Genomic DNA, 6,468 nt, shown 5'->3' with positions numbered 1-6,468 from the left:
GCGGTGCCTCAGGTCCGGGCGCGCGCCAGATAGATGCTGTCACACCATTCGTCGCGCCAAAGCAGGGTCCGCTCTGCCCGATGCGTCTCGCGGAAGCCCAACCGGCCCAGAAGCCGCAGCGAGGCCGCATTGCGCGGATCGACCTCGGCGGTCAGCGCGGGCAGGGCAGGGAACTCCGCCTCCAGCGCGGCGATGACCGCCACCATCGCCTCCTGCGCCAGACCTTGCCCCCAATGATCGGGATGCAGCAGGAACCCCACCTCCGGCAAGACCCAGGCCCCTGCCTTGCCGATCACCGCGCCGTCCTTCTCGATCAGCCAGTCCCGGCTGTCCGGTGCCTGGTCGACCAGAAAGCCCAGCCAGGCCCGCGTCTCCTCCAGCGTCTCATGCTCGGGCCGCGACCAGTAGCGCATCACGCGCGGGTCCGACATCAGCCGGTGGACGGCGTCCAGGTCCGCCCAGACCGCCTGCCGCAGGACCAGCCGTTCGGTCCGTAGCGTCGGGACGCTCATTGCCCCTCCGGCGTCAGCACCATCACCCCCGCCGCTGCCGCCCGCGCCAGCTCTGGGTCCAGCGACATCGGGATGTATTCCCCGCGCCGCCACAACTCGCCCAGGTCGTCGTAATGCCGGGACAGGGGATGGCCCGACTGCCCCGTTGCCGTGATGAAAACGGACGAGTCCGGGTCGGCAAAGTCATAGACCCCCCGATAGCCCGCCGAATGGACGTTCTGATACGGCTCCGGCCCCTCGCCACGAGTAACACCCCGCATCAGCGTGTCGTCGCCACCGCTGGTCGACTGCCGGATGTTGACGAAATACTTCACGAACGCGACCTCGCCCAGCACCGGATGGTCATGCGTCGCCTGGTGCGCATCGCCCCAGCGCCAGCTTTCGATGTTGTCGCCGTACCGTTCGGTCAACTGCAACAGCGCCTCGTCCAAAGCGATCCGCGCGATGTCGGTGCAGCTTTCCACCGCCGCCGACTGGATCACGTCGCACCACACACTCGCCCCGCCCACGTTGCGGTAGACGCGCTCGATGAAGACCGGCGAGATATGGGTGAAGCTTTCCGCCATTGCGCCCAGGTCATCCTGGATCAGCCGCTTCATCAGCGCCCGCATCCAGGCCTCGGCGATCAGAGGTTCCGGCAGATGCTCGTTCATCTCGCCGTTCCATTCGGCAAGCAGAACCAGGGCCCGCTGCCGCAACCGTTCCGGACTGCCCTCCGGCGCCGCTTCCCCGGTGAACCACAGGTCCGCCCCGATCAGCGGCAAAAGCGAGCGCGCCGTCGGGTTCACCGTGTCGAGCTGCGCCTCGATGAAGCTTTCCCGCGTATGCACCTCGCGCGCCTTCATCAGCGTCAGCCAGCGCTGGATGCGCTGCGTGTCGCCCCAGTCGAAGCTGACGTGGTTCGGGAAGGGCCGGTCCACCGTCTTGTTGTTGGTGTTGCCCAGAAGACCCGAGGCCGGGCTGATCACCCGCGGATTGTCCTCGTAGGGCAAGACCCCCTTGAACCCGACCCGCGCGTCCGACCCCAGCGCGGGCAAGCGGCCCTGCGACGGATGCCCCGCATCCCGCGCCGGCAGCGCCCCCATCACCTGCAACGCAATGCCCGTCCCATCCGCCAGCATCACGTTCTGCGCCGGCGCCACCACCATCCGGCCCGCCTCCAGCGCCTGCGCGATGTCTTGCGCCTTCATCAGCGCCATCGCCCCGCTGATCGAGGTGTCGGCCCCCGACAGCGCGGTCCAGCTGATCGCCGCCACATGCCCGGAGGGAGTGATCGACCCCAGATCATAATGCCCCCCCGGCAGGATCGGCCCGTTCTTCGACCAGCGCAGCGTCAGCGTCACCGGTTCCGCGTCCTTGACCTTGATGATCGACTGGCGGCTCTCGAACGTCGCCCAGCCGTCCGGCGTCTGGTATTCCTCGGGATTGTCCGGGTTCAGCGCCTCGATCACCACGTCCTGGTCGTCGACATAGGCCGTGGTCAGCCCCCATCCCAGCGATTCCGACCGCCCGACCAGCACCAGGGGCACGCCCGGGATCGTCCCGCCGATCACCCCGCCCGACTGCAGCTCCAGCCGCGCCAGATACCAGATCGTCGGCGCCGTCAGCCCCAGATGCGGGTCGTTGGCCAGAAGGCTTCCCCCCGCCGCCGACCGCCCCGGCATCGCCGCCCAGGAATTCGACGCCCCCGCCATCCCAGGGGCGGCCACAGGCGAGAACGGCCCCTCGGCAAAGTCGACCTTGGCCATCAGCGGCGCCACCCCCGGCACCAGCGACGCATAGTCGGGCAGGGCAGTGACCCCCTGGCTTGGATCGTCGGGAAGGATGTCGGCCAGCCGGTCGTTCGGCAACAGCAGCGACACCCGCGCCCGCAGGACCTCGGTCTGCAGGGCGCTGGACAGCTGCAGCGACATCAGCTTCAGGATCGCGATCGAATCCGCCGGCGCCCAGACCGAGATCTCGGGCTCGAACAGGAAGAACTCCGGCGCGCCCCGGCCGCGCGCGCCCGTGTTCACCTCGCCGATCCAGGCGTTCACCCCGGCCGCATAGGCCTCCAGCGCGCGCTTCGTCGCATCGTCCTGAACCTCTACCGACTGCAGCGCCAGCCCGTACAGGTCATAGCGCCGCATCAGCTCGTCTACCTTCACCGTGGCGGGGCCAAAAATCTCGGACAGCCGCCCCTGCGCCGTCCGCCGCAGCATGGTCATCTGCCACAGCCGATCCTGCGCATGGGCGAACCCCAGGGCATAGAAGACGTCCTCGTCCGTCTTGCCGAAGATATGCGGCACGTTGTCGTTGTTGCGCACGATCTCGACCGGCGCGGTGATCCCCGAAACGGTGAAATCCTCGTCATAGTCGACCAGCGACCGCGACAGGATGTAATAGGCCAGCAATGCCGCAACGACCCCCAGGGCCAGAAGCCCCGAGACGATCCGGATCAGCCAACGGAAGGCGGTCAACATCGGTGCTGTCCTTGACGGCGGGAAGCCGATCGGTTCCTAGTCGAAGCGCCGGTGAAGGGCAACACGCAGGGGGCGCAGATGGCGAAAGTGGCATTTCTTGGCTTGGGAGTCATGGGGTTCCCGATGGCGGGGCATCTGGCGGCCAAGGGACATGAGGTGACGGTCTACAACCGCACCGCCGCCAAGGCCGCGGCCTGGGTGGCCAAGCACCAGGGCCGTGCCGCCGCCACCCCGCGCGAAGCCGCGACGGGGGCCGAGTTCGTCATGGCCTGCGTCGGCAACGACCAGGACCTCGCGCAGGTTTGCACCGGGCCGGACGGGGCCTTTCTCGGCATGGGCAAAGGCGCGGTTTTCGTCGACCACACCACGGTTTCCGCCCAGATCACCCGAACGCTTGCCGCTGACGCGGCGGCGCATGGCCTCCACTTCGTCGACGCCCCCGTCTCCGGCGGTCAGGCCGGGGCCGAGAACGGCCAGCTTTCCATCATGTGCGGTGGCACGCCCGAGGATTACGCCCGGGCCGAGCCGGTGATGGCCGCCTACGCCCGCATCTGCCGGCTGATCGGAGACAGTGGGGCAGGGCAACTGGCCAAGATGATGAACCAGATCTGCATCGCGGGCCTGATGCAGGGCCTGAGCGAGGCATTGGCCTTTGGCCAGAAGGCCGGATTGGACGGCGAAAAGGTGGTCGAGGTGATCTCGCAGGGGGCCGCAGGCTCGTGGCAGATGGTGAACCGACACAAGACCATGCTGGCGGACAGCTTCGACTTCGGCTTCGCGGTGGACTGGATGCGCAAGGACCTTGGCATCTGCCTCGACACCGCCGACCAGATCGGCGCGCGCCTGCCGGTCACGGCGCTGGTGGACCAGTTCTACAAGGACGTGCAACTGATGGGCGGCGGCCGGAACGACACCTCCAGCCTGATCCGCCGTCTAAGGTAGGGTGCGCTACAGCGCACCTGTCTACCGATCCAGTTCCTTGACGATGCGAAAGCCGATGAAGTCCAACCGCGCCGCCTCAAGCGTGGCCCCCCTTGCGGCGACCCGCGCCACGTTCATGTCCTGCCCGTAATTGCCGCCCCGGGTAACCCGGTCACAGCTTGGCAGGACGCTGCGCTCCAGCCACTCGCTGGTCGTGTCCCAATCGGGAAGCGGCCGGTCCACGTCCGGCGATCCGTCGGCTTTGGTGGGAGTGCAGGACAGCGTGATTTCCGCGACATTCCCCGACATGTGCCGCAGGCCCCAGGGATTGGCCGCGTCAAGTTCGTCGACCGGCACCGGATGGCCCAGCGTCCGCAGGTCCGGCCGCGGGCGCTGCTCCATGTTGGCCGTTGCCGCGCCAGAGATGTTGGCCTCTTCCGGTTTCGGCTCATAGCCTTGTGCAAAGCGTGTTGTCGTGCCCGCCCGCGCGGCATATTCCCACTCCGCCTCGGTCGGCAGCCGGTAGGCGTCGGTCCCCAGCTTCCGGTTAAGCCAGTCCACATAGCTGGTGGCGTCCAGATAGGACACGCTGTTCACCGGATACCGTCCGCCAATCGGCAGGAACGCAGGTGAGCGCAGGACCTTGGCAATTTCCCCTTGCGAGGGGGTCGGCTTGAACCTGGGGTCGGCAAGGGACGCGGCAATCTTGTCGCTGTCGCCCCACTGGTCCGCCGTTCCATCGGGGACATAGCCATTGCAGCCGCCGTCCACGACGCAGGCCGTCCAGTCGTCAAAGGTGATCTCGGTCCGGCTCATAGCGATGCGGATATCGACCGTGACCCGGTTCTGCGGGCCTTCGTTCCGGGGGATGTAGGGGTCTTCGGCCGTGGCGAACCGCTGCGCCAGCCGGCCCTCGTCGGTCACTCCGATATAGGCGATGGTCCGGAACTCGTCGTCCGGCGCGCCCATCAGGAAGCTTCCCGTCGGCAGCTCGATCATCTCGGGGCAGGCAGGGCAGTCCTGAAAGCGGTTCAGTGGCTCGACCAGGGTTGGTTGGGCCATCAGTGCGACAGACCAGGCCCAACCGATGCCACGCGTCACCCCGGACATCTTCGCGACCCTGCCGCCACCCGCGATGCCCGCGTAGGGTGGGCGATCCGCCCACCGCCCCGACGGAGGCCAAACATTAAGAATCCCCTAACGTCCGCGACGAAGTCATTGATAACATTGATCGAACGGCGATTGTCCACCGTGGACAGATCTCAGGGAATGATCCGGGTATACTTGATCCCGGCCAACGAGGCCCCAGCGATCAGCCCCTGCTGCCCGAAGACCATCGCGATGACCTCGTCCAGCTCGGTCGTCTGCTTGCCGATCGAAGCGCCCTCTTCCGGCGACGCATAGCGGATGTCCGCCCCCGCCGCCCAGCCCGACGACCGCCGGAAGTTTTCCAGCGCCTCGGGGGACATGAAGAACAGGGCGTGGGCGTACTGCTGCGCCCCGATCTGCAGCCCGAACGACCCCTTGGCGGCCGAGTAGTAATCGACCGTCACCCCCTGGATCCGCAGCGCCCCGCGCCCGAAGGCCCCGCCGAATCCCGCACCGACCTCGGTCATCAAGGGCATGTAAAGCACCCCGGAGGCCCGGCTTGCCAGGTCGCGCGTCCCCGGAAACTGGTTGAAGAGATAATCCTGCGTGGCGTCCACCCGCGCTTCGATCTGGCTCGCGCCGTTCGACCCGATCCCGTTGTTGCAGCCCGCAAGCGCGCCCGTCGCAACCACAGCCCCCGCGCCAAGCAAAAGCCCGCGCCGCGTCATCCTCATGTCGGTCATACCACCGCCCTTTCATGCCTCACGGGGTCTCGTCTGCCCCTTGCCGCAGAGATTAGCCGCTTTCCGCGCACCTGTCATGCCCCGATGCCCCGACCGGCAAGCCGACGCCTAAGCGGTCAGGGTTGCGTAAAGGGCGAAGTCTTCGGCCGCAACCTCGCGCAGCATAGCCGCGGTTTCCGCCGTGATCTCGGTCGCCCCGGGTGGCGAGACGTTCAGCCGCGGCAGGATGACCTCGCAGTCCAGCCGCTCTTCCAGGAACTGCACGAAACTGTCGATCTCTTCATACCGGAACAGCCGGTCGACGCCGACGCCCTGCCTTGGTCGCAGGAACTTGCCCTGGCTGCCCACGTCGGCGAAATCCGGCCGCGGGTCCTGGCACCAGGCCCGCACGAAGTCGTCGAAACTTATCCCCTTGGTTGATTTCCCCGCATCCGTCTCGTCCCGCTGGCGGAAGCGGTACCACGATCCCAGCCAGTCCGTCGGCTCGCGCATCAGGGCGACCAAGGTGAAACTGTCTTTCGACGCAGCTTCCAGGAACGGGCCGATGAAGCGGCGGTAGCGATGGACCGTGGTGTGTTTCAAAAGGGGCGGCCGCTGGATCGACACCGCCGCCAGTGATTCGAGCGCGGCCGCAATCGCCGTTGACCCCGTCTTCGGCGTGGCCAGAAACGCAAGCCTCTGCTCCCAGAACACCAGCATCTTGGCCTCTTTTCTCCGGTTCTGCCTCACATCGTCCGGTTG

The 6,468-nt window shown here is 67.0% G+C and carries 6 protein-coding genes; 1 reads left to right on the top strand and 5 read right to left on the bottom strand.

What is annotated here, in order from left to right; genetic code table 11:
* Positions 1-8: 8 nt before the first annotated feature.
* The gene (locus U1E69_RS08360) at positions 9-512 is read right to left on the bottom strand and encodes a GNAT family N-acetyltransferase (protein ID WP_322243936.1); all 504 of its coding nucleotides are present in this window, start codon (positions 510-512) and stop codon (positions 9-11) included.
* On the bottom strand, positions 509-2,974 hold the full coding sequence (locus tag U1E69_RS08355; protein WP_322243935.1) for a penicillin acylase family protein: 2,466 nt from the start codon (positions 2,972-2,974) through the stop codon (positions 509-511). Before U1E69_RS08355 ends, U1E69_RS08360 begins: the two co-directional genes overlap by 4 nt.
* 78 nt (positions 2,975-3,052) lie before the next feature.
* On the opposite strand from U1E69_RS08355, the gene U1E69_RS08350 reads away from it, so the two are divergent.
* Positions 3,053-3,916, top strand: a complete 864-nt coding sequence (locus U1E69_RS08350) for an NAD(P)-dependent oxidoreductase (RefSeq protein ID WP_322243934.1) — start codon at positions 3,053-3,055, stop codon at positions 3,914-3,916.
* Positions 3,917-3,937: 21 nt separating this feature from the next.
* Here U1E69_RS08350 and U1E69_RS08345 read toward each other — a convergent pair whose 3' ends face one another.
* The 3 genes from U1E69_RS08345 to U1E69_RS08335 form a co-directional block, all read right to left on the bottom strand.
* Positions 3,938-4,957, bottom strand: a complete 1,020-nt coding sequence (locus tag U1E69_RS08345) for a formylglycine-generating enzyme family protein (protein ID WP_322243932.1) — start codon at positions 4,955-4,957, stop codon at positions 3,938-3,940.
* A gap of 200 nt (positions 4,958-5,157) precedes the next feature.
* Positions 5,158-5,718, bottom strand: a complete 561-nt coding sequence (locus tag U1E69_RS08340; protein ID WP_416200268.1) for a YSC84-related protein — start codon at positions 5,716-5,718, stop codon at positions 5,158-5,160.
* Between the two features lie 117 nt (positions 5,719-5,835).
* Positions 5,836-6,426 (bottom strand): hypothetical protein, encoded by a 591-nt coding sequence (locus tag U1E69_RS08335; RefSeq protein WP_322243931.1) that lies wholly within the window; start codon positions 6,424-6,426, stop codon positions 5,836-5,838.
* Positions 6,427-6,468 lie beyond the last annotated feature (42 nt).

Source organism: Tabrizicola sp. (assembly GCF_034366665.1).
Classification (GTDB): domain Bacteria; phylum Pseudomonadota; class Alphaproteobacteria; order Rhodobacterales; family Rhodobacteraceae; genus Tabrizicola.
The sequence above is the reverse complement of the archived record's forward strand: the minus strand, read 5'-3'. Positions and strand labels throughout refer to the sequence as shown.